At 70.6% G+C, this 16088-nt stretch carries 16 protein-coding genes; 5 read left to right on the forward strand and 11 right to left on the reverse strand.

Features of this window, described 5'->3' with window-relative positions:
• Window positions 1–537 precede the first annotated feature (537 nt).
• From rplL to ACTJI1_RS10130, 6 genes are all read right to left on the reverse strand, one after another.
• Entirely contained in the window at window positions 538–927 is a 390-nt protein-coding gene (gene rplL / locus ACTJI1_RS10105) for a 50S ribosomal protein L7/L12 (protein ID WP_064110997.1), read from the reverse strand.
• Between the two features lie 53 nt (window positions 928–980).
• Window positions 981–1496 (reverse strand): 50S ribosomal protein L10, encoded by a 516-nt coding sequence (gene rplJ / locus ACTJI1_RS10110; RefSeq protein ID WP_310134259.1) that lies wholly within the window; start codon window positions 1494–1496, stop codon window positions 981–983.
• Window positions 1497–1739: 243 nt separating this feature from the next.
• On the reverse strand, window positions 1740–3311 hold the full coding sequence (locus ACTJI1_RS10115) for a sensor histidine kinase (RefSeq protein ID WP_440742517.1): 1572 nt from the start codon (window positions 3309–3311) through the stop codon (window positions 1740–1742).
• Window positions 3308–4063, reverse strand: a complete 756-nt coding sequence (locus ACTJI1_RS10120; protein ID WP_440742839.1) for a response regulator transcription factor — start codon at window positions 4061–4063, stop codon at window positions 3308–3310. Before ACTJI1_RS10120 ends, ACTJI1_RS10115 begins: the two co-directional genes overlap by 4 nt.
• Window positions 4064–4146: 83 nt before the next feature.
• Window positions 4147–5040, reverse strand: coding sequence for an RNA polymerase sigma-70 factor (locus tag ACTJI1_RS10125; RefSeq protein WP_440742518.1), 894 nt, complete (start codon window positions 5038–5040; stop codon window positions 4147–4149).
• A complete protein-coding gene (locus ACTJI1_RS10130) occupies window positions 5037–6254 on the reverse strand; it encodes an NAD(P)/FAD-dependent oxidoreductase (RefSeq protein ID WP_440742519.1) in 1218 nt (405 codons plus the stop codon). Before ACTJI1_RS10130 ends, ACTJI1_RS10125 begins: the two co-directional genes overlap by 4 nt.
• Before the next feature lie 173 nt (window positions 6255–6427).
• On the opposite strand from ACTJI1_RS10130, the gene ACTJI1_RS10135 reads away from it, so the two are divergent.
• Both ACTJI1_RS10135 and ACTJI1_RS10140 read left to right on the forward strand, forming a co-directional pair.
• Window positions 6428–7972 carry an ABC transporter permease gene (locus ACTJI1_RS10135; RefSeq protein WP_440742520.1) on the forward strand — a complete coding sequence of 515 codons (1545 nt, stop codon included), beginning with the start codon at window positions 6428–6430 and terminating at the stop codon, window positions 7970–7972.
• A gap of 28 nt (window positions 7973–8000) precedes the next feature.
• On the forward strand, window positions 8001–8672 hold the full coding sequence (locus ACTJI1_RS10140) for an ABC transporter ATP-binding protein (protein WP_310134250.1): 672 nt from the start codon (window positions 8001–8003) through the stop codon (window positions 8670–8672).
• Window positions 8673–8681: 9 nt separating this feature from the next.
• Here ACTJI1_RS10140 and ACTJI1_RS10145 read toward each other — a convergent pair whose 3' ends face one another.
• Window positions 8682–9278: a pentapeptide repeat-containing protein gene (locus ACTJI1_RS10145; protein ID WP_310134247.1), complete on the reverse strand. Its 597-nt coding sequence runs from the start codon at window positions 9276–9278 to the stop codon at window positions 8682–8684.
• A gap of 66 nt (window positions 9279–9344) precedes the next feature.
• On the opposite strand from ACTJI1_RS10145, the gene ACTJI1_RS10150 reads away from it, so the two are divergent.
• On the forward strand, window positions 9345–9896 hold the full coding sequence (locus ACTJI1_RS10150) for an isochorismatase family protein (protein ID WP_440742521.1): 552 nt from the start codon (window positions 9345–9347) through the stop codon (window positions 9894–9896).
• A gap of 59 nt (window positions 9897–9955) precedes the next feature.
• A complete protein-coding gene (locus ACTJI1_RS10155) occupies window positions 9956–10588 on the forward strand; it encodes a DedA family protein (protein WP_310134241.1) in 633 nt (210 codons plus the stop codon).
• Here ACTJI1_RS10155 and ACTJI1_RS10160 read toward each other — a convergent pair.
• From ACTJI1_RS10160 to ACTJI1_RS10175, 4 genes are read right to left on the reverse strand one after another with little or no spacing between them, the layout of a single operon-like run.
• Entirely contained in the window at window positions 10572–11621 is a 1050-nt protein-coding gene (locus ACTJI1_RS10160; RefSeq protein ID WP_440742522.1) for a sugar phosphate isomerase/epimerase family protein, read from the reverse strand. The two genes, ACTJI1_RS10155 and ACTJI1_RS10160, sit on opposite strands and share 17 nt — an antisense overlap.
• Before the next feature lie 31 nt (window positions 11622–11652).
• Window positions 11653–12819, reverse strand: coding sequence for a Gfo/Idh/MocA family protein (locus tag ACTJI1_RS10165; protein ID WP_440742523.1), 1167 nt, complete (start codon window positions 12817–12819; stop codon window positions 11653–11655).
• A gap of 10 nt (window positions 12820–12829) precedes the next feature.
• Window positions 12830–13927 (reverse strand): Gfo/Idh/MocA family protein, encoded by a 1098-nt coding sequence (locus tag ACTJI1_RS10170; protein ID WP_440742524.1) that lies wholly within the window; start codon window positions 13925–13927, stop codon window positions 12830–12832.
• A complete protein-coding gene (locus ACTJI1_RS10175; RefSeq protein WP_440742840.1) occupies window positions 13924–14646 on the reverse strand; it encodes a sugar phosphate isomerase/epimerase family protein in 723 nt (240 codons plus the stop codon). The genes ACTJI1_RS10170 and ACTJI1_RS10175 overlap by 4 nt, the downstream gene beginning before the upstream one ends.
• Before the next feature lie 196 nt (window positions 14647–14842).
• On the opposite strand from ACTJI1_RS10175, the gene ACTJI1_RS10180 reads away from it, so the two are divergent.
• A complete protein-coding gene (locus tag ACTJI1_RS10180) occupies window positions 14843–16033 on the forward strand; it encodes an ROK family protein (RefSeq protein ID WP_440742525.1) in 1191 nt (396 codons plus the stop codon).
• The last annotated feature ends 55 nt before the right edge of the window (window positions 16034–16088 follow it).

A 16088-nucleotide genomic window follows, 5' to 3' on the forward strand; every position in this document is an offset into this window, starting at 1 on the left:
CGAAGCTGACCGCATTCTTATAACAGCACACTCGCGATCGCCTAACAGTCACATCGTGCCTACCGCCGAGACTGCAGGATCAGCCGGACAGATCGGGGCTTCCTGGCGGGTCATTGACGACGAAGCGCCCCCGGCCGGTGGCCGAGGGCGCTTCAGAGAGGTGTTACCGCAGGTACCTGTCGTAGAGCAGGGTCCTGCGGCACAGATCCGGCGGGTGACAACCGCTGTCGCGGTCCTCACCGTGGAGCATCGCGTGACCGAAGTCACGCAGGCGCGAGGCGTATGCACGCCACGAACTGGTATTCATCGTGGTTCTTCTTCCGGTAGTGCGTCCTTGCACACCGATGCACGCTGGCGGGCGCGATCGGACGCGGGGATGGGTGAGCATCCGCGTCCGTGCGCCGCTTAACGCACGGAGGGCGTCGCCCCGTTACGGGGGCGACGCCCTCCGCAACGCGGACACTCTCTATAAAGGAGGAGTCCGCGTCACGCAGCGACGGTCAGCCGTCAGTAAGAAGAGCCCCGATGGGGCGCTGATTACTTGAGGGTGACGGTGGCGCCAGCCTCTTCGAGCTGGGCCTTCGCCTTGTCGGCGGTCTCCTTGTTGGCGCCCTCGAGCACGGTGCTCGGTGCGCCGTCGACGAGGGCCTTCGCCTCACCGAGGCCGAGGCTGGTGAGGGCGCGCACCTCCTTGATGACCTGGATCTTCTTGTCACCGGCAGCCTCGAGGACGACGTCGAAGGAGTCCTTCTCCTCGACCTCTTCGGCAGCGGCGCCCGCACCACCGGCGGCCGGGGCGGCCACGGCGACGGGGGCGGCGGCGGTGACCTCGAAGGTCTCCTCGAACTTCTTCACGAACTCGCTCAGCTCGATGAGCGTGAGCTCCTTGAACGCGTCGAGCAGCTCGTCAGTCGACAGCTTTGCCATTGTTCTCTCCTTAGTGTGTGTGGTTACTCACCGCTGGCCTGGTCCTTGCGGACTCAGGCAGCGGACTCCTGCTTCTCACGCAGCGCGTCGACCGTGCGAACGGCCTTCGAGAGCGGTGCGTTGAACAGATATGCGGCTCCGAACAGCGAGGCCTTGAAGGCGCCGGCCAGCTTGGCCAGCAGAACCTCACGGGACTCGAGGTCGGCGAGCTTGCCTACCTCTTCTGCGGTCAGGGCGTTACCGTCGAAGTAACCGCCCTTGACCACCAGCAGAGGGTTTGCCTTGGCGAAGTCACGCAGCGACTTCGCGACGGCGACAGGGTCACCGTGCACGAAGGCGATCGCGGACGGCCCCGCGAGCTCGTCGTCGAACGACGAAATGCCCGCGTTGTTGGCCGCGATCTTGGTCAGCGTGTTCTTCACCACGGCGTAGGTCGCGTGCTCACTGATGGACTTGCGCAGCGTCTTGAGCTGAGCAACAGTGAGACCGCGGTACTCGGTCAGCAGAACGGCGGTCGAGCTCTCGAACAGTCCTTCGAGCTCGGCAACCGTGGCTTCCTTGTTCGCCATGGCCTACTCCTCAATCATCTTCGTCGCACATCGCGGGAGCGATGTGCCCGCCAGAGGCCGCTGGGCAAAGAAAAAAGCTCCGGCGCAAGGGCACGGAGCTGGCGACGCAGAGGACTGCGGAACTTGCTTCACACACCTGCGCGGGCGCCCACCTGAGTGGATCTTCGGTCGTGCACGCACGACGACCAGCGGTCTTTGGCTCCGACAAGAGTACGGGATGGCCGGCCCCGCACGCAAATCGGCTCAGCCCACGGGCACCGGAGCGAGCGGCAGCGTGACGGTGAACACGGTACGGCCCGGTTCGCTCGCGACGGTCACCTCTCCCCCGTGCGCCTGAACGACGGCCTGCACGATCGCCAGACCCAGACCCGTCGAGCCGGTGGCACGGTTGCGGGAGCCGTCCCCGCGGGCGAAGCGCTCGAAGAGCGTCGTCTGCAGGGCTTCCGGGATGCCCGGTCCGTCATCGGCGACCGTGATGACGGCGGTTCCCGCTTCGGTGTCGGCGCGGAGGCCGGCCGTCACAGTCGTGCCCTCCGGGGTGTGGACCCGCGCGTTCGCCAGCAGGTTCATCAGCACCTGATGCAGCCGGGGCCCGTCGCCGATCACCTCGACCGGCTCCTCGGGCAGATCGAGGACCCACTCGTGGTCGGGCCCGGCGGCGTGCGCGTCGCTCAGCGCATCCACCAGCAGCAGGGTCACATCCACCGGGTCGCGGTCGAGCTCGCGGCCCTCGTCGAGCCGGGCGAGCAGGAGCAGGTCCTCCACGAGCGAGGTCATGCGCGTGGCCTCGGACTCGATGCGGCCGAGCGATCGCGTCACATCGGGCGGGAGTTCGTGCGGAGCGCGCCTGGTCAGTTCCGCGTATCCGCGGATCGAGGCGAGGGGCGTGCGCAGCTCGTGGCTCGCGTCGGCGACGAACTGGCGCACCTTCTGCTCGCTGGCCTGCCGCGCGGTCAGCGCCGAGGCGATGTGGCCGAGCATCCGGTTGAGGGCGAAGCCGACCTTTCCAACTTCGGTGTGCTGGTCGGTGTCGGCGTCGGGCACGCGGACGGAGAGCGCGACGTCGCCGCGATCGAGCGGCAGCGACGCGACCTGCTCGGCCGTGCCCGCGACCCGCTCCAGCGGGCGCATGGCGAGCCGGACCACGAAGTTGGCGATGAGGAACGCGAACACGAGTCCGGCCAGCGTGACCAGCGCGATCACCAGGGCGAGCCGCGCGACCGTCGCGTTCACATCGCTGAGCGGGAGACCGATGATCACGCTGTCGCCGTTGGACAGCTGCGCCGCGGCCACGCGATACGAGCCGAGGGTCTCGCCGAGGTCGACCGTCCGCGGATGCTGGTCGGCGGGGACGCTGAGCAGCGCGAGGCCGTCGATGGTGACCGGCTTGGGAGCGAGCGGCTGGTTCGTCTGAGAGGTCGGCCGGTCTGCCAGGATGACGGGCGGGAACAGCAGGCCGCCCTCCGCACTCCGCACCGCCCCGAGCGTTCCCGTCGGCTGTCCGGGCGTCTGCACGACGCCGGCGGCCTCGGGCACGGTGGGACCGCCCGCGTTGATTCGGTCGGCGGCGTGCTGTCCGCGCTCGAGCGCGGAGGTGAGCTGCCCATCCAATCGCTGCATCAGGTAGTTCTGCAGCGCGAAGACGCTGACCGTCCCGATCACGGTGCCGAGCACGGCGAGCATCGCCACGACGACGAGCACGACCCGGCTCCGCAGCGTCCACGAGCGGAACGGTCGGATGCGCGGAGAACGGCGGGTCGCGCCGCCGTGCGGTTCCGCGACCCGCGGGGCGCCCGCGACGCGGGCTGAGGTCATTGCGCGGCCTTCACCATGTAGCCGGCGCCGCGGACCGTGTGGATCATCGGGGCACGTCCCGCGTCGATCTTCTTGCGGAGGTAGGAGATGTAGAGCTCCACCACGCTCGACGAACCGCCGAAGTCGTAGCTCCAGACCCGGTCGAGGATCTGCGCCTTGCTGAGCACGCGGCGCGGGTTGCGCATGAGGAAACGGAGCAGCTCGAACTCGGTGGCGGTGAGCTGGATGAGCTGACCGTCGCGGTGCACCTCGTAGCTGTCCTCGTCGAGCACCAGGTCGCCGACGATCAGCACCGGGTCCTCGTGGTCGGCGACCGCGGCCCGGGAGCGGCGCAGCAGCCCGCGCAGGCGGGCGACCAGCTCCTCCAGGCTGAACGGCTTGGTGACGTAGTCGTCCCCGCCCGCGGTGAGACCGGCGATCCGGTCGTCGAGGGAGTCCTTCGCGGTGAGGAAGAGCACCGGCGCCTCGTTGCCGTCCGCGCGCATCCGGGAGAGCACCTGCATCCCGTCGATGTCGGGGAGCATGATGTCGAGGACCACGACGTCCGGCTTGAATTCGCGCGAGAGCTGAAGCGCCTGCTGTCCGGTGGAGGCGGTCTTCACCTCCCAGTCCTCGTAGTGGAGGGCCATGGCGAGCAGATCGGTGAGGGTCGGCTCGTCGTCGACGACGAGGACCCGGATGGCGCTGCCGTCCGCACGGCGCAGCAGGCTACGGGACTGGCTGGAGGGGCCGGAGGCGGCGCGAGTGTTCATGGTCACCTTTCTCATTATGAGGAGGGCGATGGATGCAGTCTTTGCACAACCTATGAACTGTCTGAGCGCGCCCCGGCCGGAGCTCAGCGAAGGGACAGCGGCAGCTCCTCCCCCAGCCACGAGAGCTTCTGCGGGTTGCGGACGATGTAGAGCTCGATGATCCGCCCGTCCTGGACCCGCGCCGTCAGCACCCCGTCGAACTCGCCCGACACGTGGAGGGCCAGAGCCGGGTTGCCGTTGACGACCGCCGGCTCGATCGCGAAGTCCGGAGCCTTGCGGATCCCGCCGGCGATGAAGCGCGTCACCTTGTCGGCGCCGATGACCGGCCGGAGCGCGGCCTGCTTGAGGCCGCCGCCGTCGCTGATCAGCACCACGTCGGGGGCGAGCACGTCGAGGATCGCCTGCACATCGCCGGTCTCGACGGCGACGCGGAAGGCGTCCAGCGCCGCCCGCGCCTCATCCGCCGTGACGCTGACGCGCGGGCGTCGCGCCTCCACGTGCTGCCGCGCACGGTGGGCGATCTGCCGGACGGTCGCGGGCGACTTCTCCACCGTCGCCGCGATCTCGTCGAACTCGAAGCCGAAGATCTCGCGCATCACGAACACCGCGCGCTCGGTCGGGCCGAGCGTCTCCAGCACCACCATGAGCGCCATCGAGACGCTCTCCGCGAGCTCGGCGTCGTCCGCGACATCGGGCGACGTGAGCAGCGGTTCCGGCAGCCACGGACCCACGTACGCCTCGCGTCGCCGCTGGGCGCTCCGCAGGCGGTTCAGTGCGAGCCGCGTCGCGATCCGCACGAGATAGGCCCGGGGCTCCCGCACCTCCGCCTGGTCGACGGCGCTCCACCGGAGCCAGGTCTCCTGCAGCACGTCCTCCGCGTCCGCCGCCGAGCCGAGCATCTCGTACGCGACCGTGAAGAGGAGGTTCCGGTGCGCCACGAACAGCGATGTCGCCGTGTCCGACCGATGCGAGCTCATGCACCCTCCCGTCCGCGATCCGCGCCTGCGCCGACGGCGTCCGACGCGTCCACAGCGAGCATACGGCGGCGCTCCCGATCGCCGAAGGCGGCGGGGAGCCGGGTCGCTCCCGGATGCCGTGCCTCGAGGACGAGCTGCTGCACGGTTCCGCGGCACACCAGCTCCTTGACCGCCGCGCCGGCGCGCCCGCCGATGTGCGCCCGGGTCGCCGTGTCGTTCCTGTGCTCGAACTGGAAGATCCCGTGACGGCGGCCGAGGCTGATGCAGAGTCCGACGAACGCCATCACGAACGGCTCGGGCTGCCGCCCGTCGACCCGGCGGAGCACCGTGTCGGCCGCGTGGCCGCCGAGCGGTTCGGCGGCCTGGCAGCTCATCCGCAGCGGGAGCCCGGACGGTGCGGCGGAGTCGCCCGCCGCGACGATGCGGTCGTCGTCGACGCTGGTCAGCGTCTCGTCGATGAGGAGGCGGCCGGCGGCATCGGTGGTGAGCCCGCTGAGCCGGGCGAGGTCGGGTGCCACGAAACCGGCAGCCCAGATGGTGAGCGCGCTGGAGCGTGTGCTGCCGTCCGCCAGGACGACCGCATCCCGCTCGACCGCCGCCACCCGCGACGCGGGGCCGTTCACGACGGCGACGCCCAGTGCGTCCAGGCGCCGGGCGACCGATCGCCGGCCCCGCGGGTGCAGCGACGGTCCGAGGGGTCCGCCGCAGTACAGCGTGACGGAGCGGCCCTGCTCGGCGAGCTCCGAGGCGACCTCGATGCCGAGCGGACCGCCGCCCACGACGGCGATGGGGGCCGTGGGGGCGAGCGCGGCGAGCTCCTCCCGCAGCCGGTCCGCGTCGCCGAGCTGCGCGATCGGGAGAGCGTGCTCGGCGGCGCCCGGAACGCCGGCCGGCGCACGGACACTGCCCGCGGCGTAGACGAGGTGGTCGTAGCCGAGCCGGTCCCCGGAGGCGAGCTCCAGCCGCCGGGCCGGTGCGTCGATGCGCTCGACGACGTCGACGACGAGGCGGACCGAAGGCGCCAGAACCTTTCCGAAGTCCACGAGGGCGTCGTCGGTGCCCGCCGCCAGCTGGTGGAGCCGGATGCGCTCGACGAACACCGGTCGTGAGTTCACCAGGGTCACGGACACGCCGGGGTGCCCGCTGAGCCGGTTGGCCGCGGCGACACCCGCGTACCCGCCTCCGATAACCACGACCTGGGCCTGCTGCTGCATGGGATTCCTCCTTCTCATGTGCCTTCAGCCATAGGACACAGGAGCGCCGGAGGATGTGACATCGCACAGGAAGATCGGCACTCGGCGGATGCATAGCTTCGCCATAGCGCGCCGAAAACGCCGGTCCTTAACCTCCCGCAAGAAGTTCATCCGACAGCACAGTTTGGAAGCCAATGTTCGGGACCTACCTGCGGCGCGAGCTGCTCAACCGCCGCAAACAGACGATCATCATCGCGATCGGGATGGCCCTCGCGATCGCCCTGGTCATCATCGTCAACGCCGTGTCTGCCGGCGTCCGGCAGGCGCAGGAGAGCGTGCTGCAGTCCGTCTACGGCGTCGGCACGGACATCACGGTCAGCCAGCCGGCCACCACGCAGAACGCCACCGCCGAGCAGGGCCAGGGCGGCGGACCGCGATTCGACTTCGGCGCGCAGGCGGGGACCGACACGGGCACGGCCCGGCAGGTCAACACCTCGCGGCTGCAGACGACGCGCGGCGCGACCGTCATGGACGCATCCACCCTGACCACGGTGAAGGGCGTCAAGAACGTGGCGTCCGCGGCGTCGGTGCTGTCGCTGACGAACACGAGCTTCAGCGGCACGCTGCCGAACTTCCAGCAGCTGCGGCAGGAGCGGGAGAGCGGCCAGGCGGCCGCCCCCACCGCGCCGCCCACGGGAGGCTCGGACGGCGCCGGCGGCAGCTCGTTCACCGTCGACTCGTTCTCCGTGCTCGGGCTGGACCCGGCCGGCAAGTCCGTCGGACCGCTCGCCTCGGTCACGCTGACCGGCGGGCGCAGCTTCACCGCGGCCGACGCGGGCAAGGATGTGGTGGTGCTCGACGCGAGCTACGCCAAGACGGCGAGCAAAGCCGTCGGCGACACCGTCACGATCGGCGGGACGGACTTCTCCGTGATCGGGATCGTCGCGGCCACGGGCTCCGACGCCACCACCGCGGCCAACGCCTACATCCCGCTGGATGTCGCCCAGACCCTCTCCGGGCAGACCGGCAAGATCTCGTCCGTCTACGTGAAGGCGGCATCCTCGGGCGACATCGACCAGATCAAGACCGACATCAGCAAGGCGGTCTCCGGCGCGACCGTGAGCACCCAGGCCGACCTCGCGTCCACGGTCTCCGGCTCGCTCGGCAGCGCCGGGGAGCTCATCGCGAACCTCGGAACCTGGCTCTCCGTCATCGTGCTCGCGGCGGCGTTCCTGATCGCCATCCTGTTCACCATCTCGGGCGTCACCCGGCGCACCCGCGAGTTCGGCACGCTGAAGGCGATCGGGTGGTCCAACGGCCGCATCGTCGGCCAGGTGGCCGGCGAGTCCGTGGTGCAGGGCGTCATCGGCGGGGTGATCGGCGTGGCCATCGGCCTCCTCGGCGTGCTCATCGTCAACGTCATCTCGCCCACCCTCACCGGCAGCGTCGCCCGCGGCACCACGAACGCGGCGCGCACCGGATTCGGCGGCGCGGGCGGGGCCGGGACGGGCGGGACCGGGACGGGCGGAGCAGCGGAACGCGGCTTCGGCGGCGCCTTCGGAGCGGCGCGCGAGGCGGCCACCACCTCCGCGAACATCGCCCTCCACGCACCCGTGACCCTCTGGGTCATCGTCGGAGCGGTCGCCCTCGCCGTGCTCGGCGGCCTGCTCGCCGGCGCGATCGGCGGCTGGCGTGCCTCCCGCCTCCGCCCCGCCGCCGCCCTGCGCTCGGTCGCCTGACCGCCCCTTCGACCCCCAAGGAGTCACGATGTACACCCTCACCGACGTCACGAAGAAGTACAGCCAGTCCAAGCGTCAGGTCGTCGCCCTCGACGACGTGAGCCTGGAGATCCCGGACGGCCAGCTCGTCGCCATCCAGGGCCCGACCGGCGGCGGCAAGTCGACGCTGCTGCAGATGCTGGGAGCGCTCGACCGGCCCACCGCCGGCTCCGTGCAGCTCGGCGCCGACAGCCTCTCGAAGCAGCGGGACGGCAGGCTGGCGAAGATCCGGGCCAAGGAGATCGGCTTCGTCTTCCAGGGCTTCAACCTGATCCCCACCCTGACCGCGCAGGAGAACGTGGAGACGGCGCTCGCGCCGCTGAAGGTGAGCGGCGCCGAGCGCAAACGCCGCGCGGCGGAGGCGCTGGCCTCGGTCGGGCTCGCGGACCGCGGCAACCACCTGCCGTCGGAGCTGTCCGGCGGCCAGCAGCAGCGCGTCGCCATCGCGCGCGCCCTGGTCAAGAACCCGGAGGTGCTCCTCGCCGACGAGCCCACCGGCAACCTGGACGAGGAGACCCGCGACGAGATCATGGACCTGCTGGAGGGGCTGTGGCGCGATCGCGGCCTGACCGTGGTGATCGTCACGCACGACTCTGCCGTGGCCAAGCGGGCTCAGCGCCGGCTGCACATCAAGCACGGGCGGGTCGACGAGGTGGCCTGAGCCACCGGCTCAGCCGAGGGGGACGACCACCATCCCGAGCGCCTCGGCGAGCACGACGGCCTGGCGTTCGTCGATGACGGTCCCGCGCAGCACGACGTCCGACGGGTCGACGCCGGTCACATCGCTTCCCGCGATGCTGGCGGCGGTCAGGTCGGCGCCGGTGATCAGCGCGGCGCTGAGGTCGCATCCCTCGAACCGCGCCTCCTGGCAGCGGGCCTCCGAGAGGTCGGCCTCGCGCAGCCGGACTCCCTCGAAGGTCGCCCCGCGCAGTTCCGCGCGGCGCAGGCTGACGAACGACCAGTTGCCGCCCTCCACCTTCAACAGCGGGAACTCGCAGTGGTGGAAGGTGCTCCCGGTCAGCTTGCACCGGCGGAACGTGCTGTCGAAGAAGTTGCACGACTCGAACCGGCAGTTCACGAACGCCGACTCGTCGTGCTCGCTGACATTGAAGCGAACCGTGCGGAACACGCACTCGGTGAACGTGGCGCCGGTGCTCCGGAGCTCGGTCATGTCCACGTTGTCGAACACCATCCCGGTGAACTCGACGCCGTCGAGGTCGCGCCCGTACCAGTCCTCGCCTGTGATGGTCTCGCCTGCGCTGGTCACGGGGCGAGCCTAGCCTGTGCCCGGGATGCCGCGCGGAGTAGCATCCTGCCCACAGAAGGGGGCACGATGACGACTCTCGACGGGCGGAACGCGACGGCGCTGCTGGTGATCGACGTGCAGAACGGGGTGATCGGCGAGGCGTACCGGCGGGACGAGGTCGTGGAGAGGATCCGCGGCCTGGTGGCTCGGGCGCGCGAGGAGTCCGTGCCGGTGGTGTGGATCCAGCACTCGGACGAGAACGTGCCCTACGGCAGCGAGGCCTGGGAGTACGTCCCGGAGCTGCGTCGCGCCGACGACGAGCCGCTCGTGCCCAAGCAGTACGCGGACGCGTTCGAGGACACGGCCCTGGAGGCGGTGCTGGCGGATGCGGGCGTCGGACGGATCGTCGTGACGGGCTCGCAGACCGACGAGTGCATCCGCGGGACGATCCACGGCGCGGTCGTCCGCGGCTACGACGTCACCCTGGTGGGCGACGCGCACACGACCGAGGACCTCTCGCCCTGGGGTGCGCCGCCTCCCGAACTGGTGATCGCCCACACGAATCTGTACTGGTCGAACCACCGCGCTCCCGGCCGGACCGCCGAGGTGGTGGACGCGGCGGAGGTCGCCTTCGGCTGAGCGCCGCCATCGTCACCCGCTCCCGGTTCGGGTCCGGGCTCGCCCGGTACCCTCGGAGCATGGCCAACGACCTCGCGAACTTCTTCGGCGATGTGGGGCCGTTGGTGTTCTACCTGGCCGTCTGGGGGCTGGTCTTCGCCGGCACGGCGCTGTTCGTCGGGGTGTTCATCCCGTTCATCACCGGTGACTCGCTGCTGTTCGGCGCCGGCATCCTCACCGGGACGAACCCGGAGCTGTCCATCTGGGTGCTCGCCATCGGCGTCGGGGTGGCCGCGGTGCTCGGCGACCAGGTCGGCTTCTGGCTCGGCCGCCGGTTCGGCCGTCCGTACCTGACCCGCCGGGGCGGTCGCTGGGTGCAAGCGGGCGTGCGCCGGGCGGAGCGCTTCTACGAGCTCTTCGGCTGGTGGTCGGTGGTCATCAGCCGGTACATCCCGTGGGGACGCGTCTTCATCCCTCCGATCGCCGGCATCAGCGCGATGCGGTACTGGCGCTTCCTCACCGCGAACATCGTCGGAGCACTCAGCTGGGGCGTGCTGATCACCGTGATCGGATACTTCGCCGCCGTGAACCCGAGCGTGCGCCCGCTCGCCTACGTGGTCGCCGGGGTGGTCATCCTGGCCTCGATCGTCGCGGGCGTGCGCGCCTGGCTGCTCGATCGCCGGGCGCGCCGCCGCGTCAGTCCTGGTTGCTGAAGGCCGCGTCGAACGACGCTGTCGGCTGCTTCCACAGCAGGGAGCGGATGTAGCCCACCGCCTCCTTCGCGCCGTGGAGGCGGTCCATCCCGGCATCCTCCCACTCGATGGAGATCGGACCGGTGTAGCCGATGGACTCGAGCGCCCGGAACGCGTCCTCCCACGGCACGTCGCCGTGCCCGGTGGAGACGAAGTCCCAGCCGCGGCGCGGGTCGCCCCACGGGAGGTGCGAACCGAGCACCCCGGCCCGGCCGTTCTTCGGCCGCAGACGCGTGTCCTTGCAGTCCACGTGGTAGATGCGGTCCTGGAAGTCGACGATGAAGCCCACGGGGTCGATGTCCTGCCACATCATGTGGCTGGGGTCCCAGTTGAAGCCGAACGCCTCGCGGTGGTCGATCGCCTCCAGCGTCCGCACGCTCGTCCAGTAGTCGTAGGCGATCTCGGACGGGTGCACTTCGTGCGCGAACCGCACGCCCTCGCCGTCGAACACGTCGAGGATGGGGTTCCAGCGGTCGGCGAAGTCCTGGTAGCCGCGGTCGAAGACCTCGGCCGGGACGGGCGGGAACTGGGCGACGTAGGGCCAGATGCTGGAGCCGGTGAAGCCGACGACCGTGTCCACGCCCAGCTTGCGGGCGACCTTGGCGGTCAGCTTGAGCTCCTCGGCCGCGCGCCGGCGGACGCCCTCGGGGTCGCCGTCGCCCCACACCTTGGAGCCGACGATCGCCTGGTGGCGGAAGTCGATCGGGTCGTCGCAGACGGCCTGGCCCTTGAGGTGGTTGGAGATCGCCCAGACCTTCAGCCCGTACCGATCGAGCAGATCGAGGCGCTCCTGCAGGTAGGCGTCGTCCTCCGCGGCGCGCCAGACGTCGAGGTGCTCCCCCGAACAGGCGATCTCGAGGCCGTCGTAGCCCCACTCGGAGGCGTACTTCGCGACCTCCTCCAGCGTGAGGTCGGCCCACTGCCCGGTGAACAGGGTGACCGGGTGCGTCCGCCCCGACTCCGTCGCGGGGGCTTCGCGTGTCTCGTCCGTCATGGGTTCGTTCCCCTCGTTGTCGTTCTCGTGTCTACTGTGCGATGTCGACCCAGGCGCCCGACTCGGCCGAGTCGATCACCGCGTCGGTGACCCGCACGGCCCGCAGGCCGTCGGCGAAGCGCGGGAGGCCGTCGGGGCTCTCGCCCGCGACGGCGGCGTACGTGTCCGCCACGAACGCGTTGAACGCGTCCTGGTATCCCTGCGGGTGCCCGGACGGGACCACGCACAGGCGCGCCGCGTCCTCGCTGAGCTGGTCGGCGTCGCGCGGCACGATCAGGCTGCCCTTCCGGCGGCCGATCCACAGCGTCTCCGGCTGCTCCTGGTCGAAGGCGACGCTTTCGGCGCTTCCGGCGATCTCGAGCCAGAGCCGGTTCTTACGGCCCGGCGCGACCTGCGACACCAGCAGGGTGCCGAGTGCGCCGGAGTGCGTCTCGACCACGACGGCGACCGCGTCCTCCGTGGTGATCCCGCTGTGCGAGGCCCGCTCGGCGAACACCGTGCGCTTCGTCGCGGACACCCGGCTGACCCGGTCGCCGCTGACGAACTCGACGAGGTCGACGAGGTGCGACCCGATGTCGGCGAACGCCCGGGAGCGACCGCCCTGGTGCGCATCCACCCGCCAGTTGTCATCGCTCTCGCCGAGCAGCCAGTCCTGGAGGTAGGACGCGTTGATGCTGAGCACGCGGCCGGCCTCACCGGAGGCGAACCGCGAGCGCGCTTCACGCACCATCGGATGGAAGCGGTACACGAAGGGCACTGTGGCCGTGCGTCCCTCCGCCGCGGCCACGAGGCCTTCGGCGTCGGCGACGGTCGTCGCCAGCGGCTTCTCGCACACGACGTCCTTGCCCGCGGCGAGCACGGCGGCGGCCTGCTCCGCATGCAGGGCGTTGGGCGTGGTGACGTGCACGAGGTCGATGGTGTCGTCGGACAGCACCTCCTCGAGCGAGGAGTACGCCCGGCCGATTCCGAGCCGTTCCGCCGCCGCCACCGAGCGCTCCGGCGTGGAGGAGACGATGCCCGCCACGTCGGCGCGTGCGGCGCGGGCGGCGCGGGAGTGCACCTCCGCCATGAAGCCGCCGCCCACGATCGCGACGCGGAGGTTCGCGCCCGACGCGGTGCCGTCCCGGCGGGTCAGCCCCCCGTTCGTCGCCGCCGTCGCCACGGCGCTCGGCTCGTTCCCGTCCGTACCCTCGCTCATACCGTCAGCCTCACGCCAGGGTCGCCGCGCGCGGGTCCCAGTCCTCCGGCAGGGCGGGCGCGACCTCGACGGTGCTCTCCACCTCGACCGGCGTCCGCGACTCCCCCGCCTCGATGGTCGACACCATGATGTCGAGCACGTGGTACGCCTGCTCGCCGGATGCCCGCTCGGGCACGCCGGCCCGGATGGCCCGGGCGAGCTCCACCACACCGATGCCACGCGTGGCGGTGGTTCCGGTCGACGGGACCGTGTTCACGCCGTCGGCGTCGTGCACCAGCAGCTCGCCCTCGAAGGTGTTCGGGTCGGGAACGACGACCGTGCCGTCGATCCCCGCGACCTCGAACTGGGTGCGGCCGAGCTTCGAATCGAAGCTGAACACGGCCTGCGCCGTCTGCCCGCTCTCGAACTCGTACAGGGCGCTGACGTGCGTCGGGACGGTGACGGCGAACTCCTCGCCGGCGCGCGGACCCGATCCGATGATCCGGCTCTCCCGCGCCTTCGACGCGACGGCGCTGACCCGTGCGACCGGTCCGAAGAGCTGCACCAGCGCGGTCAGGTAGTAGGGACCGATGTCGAACAGCGGCCCCGCGCCCTCCTGGAACAGGAAGTCGGGGTTCGGGTGCCACGACTCCGGCCCCGGGCTCTGCATGAGCGTGAGCGCGGTGAGCGGCGCTCCGATGTCGCCGTGCTCGATCAGGCGCCGGGCGGACTGGATGCCGGAACCGAGGAACGTGTCGGGCGCGGTCGCGACCCGGAGGCCCTTGGCGTGGCCCGCCTCAAGCAGTTCAAGTCCGCTCGCGCGGTCGAGGGCGAACGGCTTCTCGCTCCAGACGTTCTTGCCCGCGGCGAGCGCCTGCAGGGCGACGTCGACATGCACCTTCGGAATGGTCAGGTTGACGACGATCTCGATGGCGTCGTCGGCGAGCAGCTCCTCGACCGTCCCGGACCCGGGGACGCCGTACTTCTCGGCCTGCGCCTGTGCGCGCTCGAGGTCGATGTCGGCGACGAACCGCACGTCGAGGTCGGGGAACGAAGTGAGGTTGCCGAGGTACTCGTTGCTGATGACACCGGCGCCGATGACGCCGACTCCGACGCGCCCGGCGCTCACGCGAGGCCCTTCGAGGTGAGGAAGGCGAAGCTGTCGGCGACGGCCTGGAAGCGGTCGCCGCGCGAGTCGTCGAGCTCGATCACGCGGAGCGCCTCAGGGGCCGCGGCGATGATCTGCTCGATCGGCAGCGAGCCCTGGCCGACGGCGACCTGGTCCTTCGTCTCGCGCGTGCCGGGGCCGTCCTTGATGTGCAGCGCGACCACGCGGTCGCCCAGCTTCGGCAGGAAGGACACCGGGTCCGCGCCGCCGACGGCGACCCAGTACGTGTCGACCTCGAGGACGACCTCGGGCGCGAGCCGGCCGGCGAAGAACTCGAGCGCCGTGACGCCGTCGATGGTGCTGGAGATCTCGTGATCGTGGTTGTGGTACCCCACGCGGATGCCGTACCTGGCGGCGACCTCGGCGGCGGCGTTGAGCTGCTCCGCCGTCTTCGCGACGTCGTCGGCGCTCTGCCACTTGTCGGGAGCGACGAACGGGTCGATGACCGTCTGGATGCCGAGGGCCTTCGCCGACTCGAACACCCGGTCGAGGTCGCCCCCGATGAAGCCCTGGTGCGTGGTCGGCGCGGAGAGACCAGCCTCGGCCAGGCCGTCGCGAAGCGCGTCACCGAAGTCGAGGAAGGCGAACGGCTCCACCTGGGTGAACCCGATGTCGGCGAGGCGCTTCAGGGTTCCGACCGTGTCTTCGGTCAGGAGTTCGCGGACCGTGTACAGCTGCACGGAGACTTTTGACGTCGACACTGTTCTCCTCGTCGAGTTCTTGGGTGAAGGCTTCTTGGGATGGAAGCTTCCGGGGTGGAGGCGCCGAAGGGGCGCGGGAACCATTCAATCGGCACTTCTGCCGGATGTCAAACAAAAGTCGACGTATGCGTGCATGACTTTGAGCACCGCGCCGTCACTGTGGTTCAATACCCTCATGACCGACAGCGCGCGAGACTCGGTGCTCGTCGCCGCAGACGCCGCGGAGCTGCTGGCGATCCTGCGCGACGGCATCCCGCGCACCCGCGCGCAGCTCGCCGAGCTGACCGGGATGGCGCGGTCGACCATCGCGTCGCGGATCGACACCTTGACCGGAGCGGGCCTCGTCGCGCCCGCCGGCGACGACGTGTCGTCGGGCGGCCGCCCTCCGGCGCGCATCCGCTTCAACCCCGACTCCCGCGTCATCGTCGCGATCGATCTGGGCGCCACCCACGGCGTCGTCGCCCTGGCGAACCTCGCCGGCACGATCGTGGCCAGCGAGTCGCGCCGCCTCCGCATCGCCGAGGGGCCGGAGGTCATCCTCGACTGGGCGCTCGAGACGGCGAGCGAGCTGTACATCGCCTCCGGCCGCCAGCCCGAGGAGCTCATCGGCGTTGGCGTGGGCGTCCCCGGCCCGGTCGAGCACTCGACCGGGCTGCCGGTCAACCCGCCGATCATGCCCGGATGGGACCGGTTCGACATCCCCGCCTACATCCGCCGGGTGTTCGACGTGCCCGTGCTCGTCGACAACGACGTCAACCTGCTGGCGCTGGGCGAGCAGGCGCTCATGTACCCGGACGGGACCGACCTCCTGTTCGTGAAGGTGGCGACGGGCGTCGGCGCCGGCATCATCAGCGGCGGCCGCCTGCAGCGCGGGGCCCTCGGCTCCGCCGGCGACCTGGGCCACGTCCGCGTCCCCTTCGGCACCGACACACCCAGCCACGGCGAGCAGGACGCCGACCTGGAGTCCCTGGTGAGCGGACCGGCCATCGCCCGGTCGCTCGCGGCGGCCGGCTTCCCCGCCGCGACCAGCGACGACGTCGTCGAGCTGGCACGCAGCGGCAACCCCGCCGTGCACAACGCGATCCGTCAGGCGGGCCGCGACCTCGGAGCCGTGGTCGCGACCTGCGTGAACCTCCTCAACCCGTCGACCATCGTGGTCGGCGGGAGCCTCTCCCGCGTCGGCGAGCAGCTGCTCGCCGGGATGCGCGAGGTCGTCTACCAGCGGTCGACACCGCTCGCGACGCAGCATCTCACCATCACGCAATCGCGCTCCGGCGAGACCGGCGGCGTCATCGGCGCCGCCATCATGGTCGTCCAGCGGGCGCTCGATCCCGAGGCGGGCATCCCGCGCACCCTCTTCCGCTGACACGCGGGAGCGGACGGGCGGAACGCCGCAGCACCGCATCCTGAACACACTCGAA

The organism is Leifsonia sp. 22587, from assembly GCF_052044215.1.
Lineage (GTDB): Bacteria > Actinomycetota > Actinomycetes > Actinomycetales > Microbacteriaceae > Leifsonia > Leifsonia shinshuensis_C.

What these genes read in the sequence shown, in the direction of transcription:
- ACTJI1_RS10120 (WP_440742839.1), bottom strand. Translation starts at nt 4,063, where the DNA reads ATGAACACTCGCGCCGCCTCCGGCCCCTCCAGCCAGTCCCGTAGCCTG.
- ACTJI1_RS10165 (WP_440742523.1), bottom strand. Translation starts at nt 12,819, where the DNA reads ATGAGCGAGGGTACGGACGGGAACGAGCCGAGCGCCGTGGCGACGGCG.
- rplJ (WP_310134259.1), bottom strand. Translation starts at nt 1,496, where the DNA reads ATGGCGAACAAGGAAGCCACGGTTGCCGAGCTCGAAGGACTGTTCGAG.
- ACTJI1_RS10180 (WP_440742525.1), top strand. Translation starts at nt 14,843, where the DNA reads ATGACCGACAGCGCGCGAGACTCGGTGCTCGTCGCCGCAGACGCCGCG.
- ACTJI1_RS10160 (WP_440742522.1), bottom strand. Translation starts at nt 11,621, where the DNA reads ATGACGGACGAGACACGCGAAGCCCCCGCGACGGAGTCGGGGCGGACG.
- ACTJI1_RS10115 (WP_440742517.1), bottom strand. Translation starts at nt 3,311, where the DNA reads ATGACCTCAGCCCGCGTCGCGGGCGCCCCGCGGGTCGCGGAACCGCAC.
- ACTJI1_RS10150 (WP_440742521.1), top strand. Translation starts at nt 9,345, where the DNA reads ATGACGACTCTCGACGGGCGGAACGCGACGGCGCTGCTGGTGATCGAC.
- ACTJI1_RS10130 (WP_440742519.1), bottom strand. Translation starts at nt 6,254, where the DNA reads ATGCAGCAGCAGGCCCAGGTCGTGGTTATCGGAGGCGGGTACGCGGGT.
- rplL (WP_064110997.1), bottom strand. Translation starts at nt 927, where the DNA reads ATGGCAAAGCTGTCGACTGACGAGCTGCTCGACGCGTTCAAGGAGCTC.
- ACTJI1_RS10125 (WP_440742518.1), bottom strand. Translation starts at nt 5,040, where the DNA reads ATGAGCTCGCATCGGTCGGACACGGCGACATCGCTGTTCGTGGCGCAC.
- ACTJI1_RS10135 (WP_440742520.1), top strand. Translation starts at nt 6,428, where the DNA reads ATGTTCGGGACCTACCTGCGGCGCGAGCTGCTCAACCGCCGCAAACAG.
- ACTJI1_RS10140 (WP_310134250.1), top strand. Translation starts at nt 8,001, where the DNA reads ATGTACACCCTCACCGACGTCACGAAGAAGTACAGCCAGTCCAAGCGT.
- ACTJI1_RS10155 (WP_310134241.1), top strand. Translation starts at nt 9,956, where the DNA reads ATGGCCAACGACCTCGCGAACTTCTTCGGCGATGTGGGGCCGTTGGTG.